This is a genomic window from Corallococcus praedator, from assembly GCF_003612125.1.
In the GTDB taxonomy this organism is placed as follows: domain Bacteria; phylum Myxococcota; class Myxococcia; order Myxococcales; family Myxococcaceae; genus Corallococcus; species Corallococcus praedator.
The window spans coordinates 1-823 of sequence record NZ_RAWI01000804.1 but is presented as its reverse complement, the minus strand read 5'-3'; the positions used below and the strand labels follow the sequence as shown (position 1 = coordinate 823).

The 823-nt window shown below is 69.7% G+C and carries 1 protein-coding gene; it reads left to right on the top strand.

Annotated features, from left to right (window positions below):
- The coding region (locus D7Y13_RS41860; protein ID WP_244222477.1) for an outer membrane beta-barrel domain-containing protein at window positions 1-659 on the top strand (659 nt) is incomplete at its 5' end.
- Window positions 660-823: the final 164 nt, after the last annotated feature.

Sequence of the window (823 nt, the reverse complement as noted above, 5' to 3'; positions counted from 1 at the left end):
CCCCCCGACAGGAAACATCCCCCGTGCGATTCATCCTGCTCACCCTCCTGTGCCTGGTGCCCGGCCTCGCGCGCGCCCAGGCCGAGGAACTCGAGAACCCCGGCACCGTCTCCGCGGTGCAGGACCGCCTCTACCGCATGCACCACGAGCTGACGCTCGGCGTGGGCGTGCTGCCCGCGGACGCCTACTACAAGGGGCTCATCGGCACCGTCGGCTACACGTACCACTTCAGTGACAGCTTCGCGTGGCAGGTGGGCCGCGGCACGTACAGCTACAACGTGCAGACCAGCCTGCGCCGCCAGTTGGAGCGCGACTTCGACGTGTCCCCCACCAACACCGCCTTCGAGGATCAGGTGCAGTGGATGGTGGGCTCCGACCTGATGTGGAGCCCGCTGTACGGCAAGACGTCCTTCCTCAACACCAACGTCATCCACTTCGAGGTCTTCCTCCTGGGTGGCGGCACGGTGGTGAAGGTGGAGCGCAGCGACGGCTTCCGGCCCGCCATCAACCTGGGCCTGGGCCTGCGCGTGTTCTCCAGCCGCAACGTGTCCTTCCGTCTGGACGTGACGAACAACACCGTCTTCGCGGGTGCGTCGCGCATCGTCAACGTGCCCACCGTGCAGTTGGGCACGGCCTTCAACTTCGGCGCCACGGAATGACGTCCCGCCCGCTCATCGTCGCCGCGCTCACCAGCGCCGCGCTCTTCGTGTTCCCAACGGCCGCCCGCGCCGCCCCGGACGCGGGCGTGCCGCCCATGCCCCCCGCGCCCGCCACCGCGAAGCCCGGCACCCCTCCGGGCACCGCGGACGCGGGCACGCTCCCC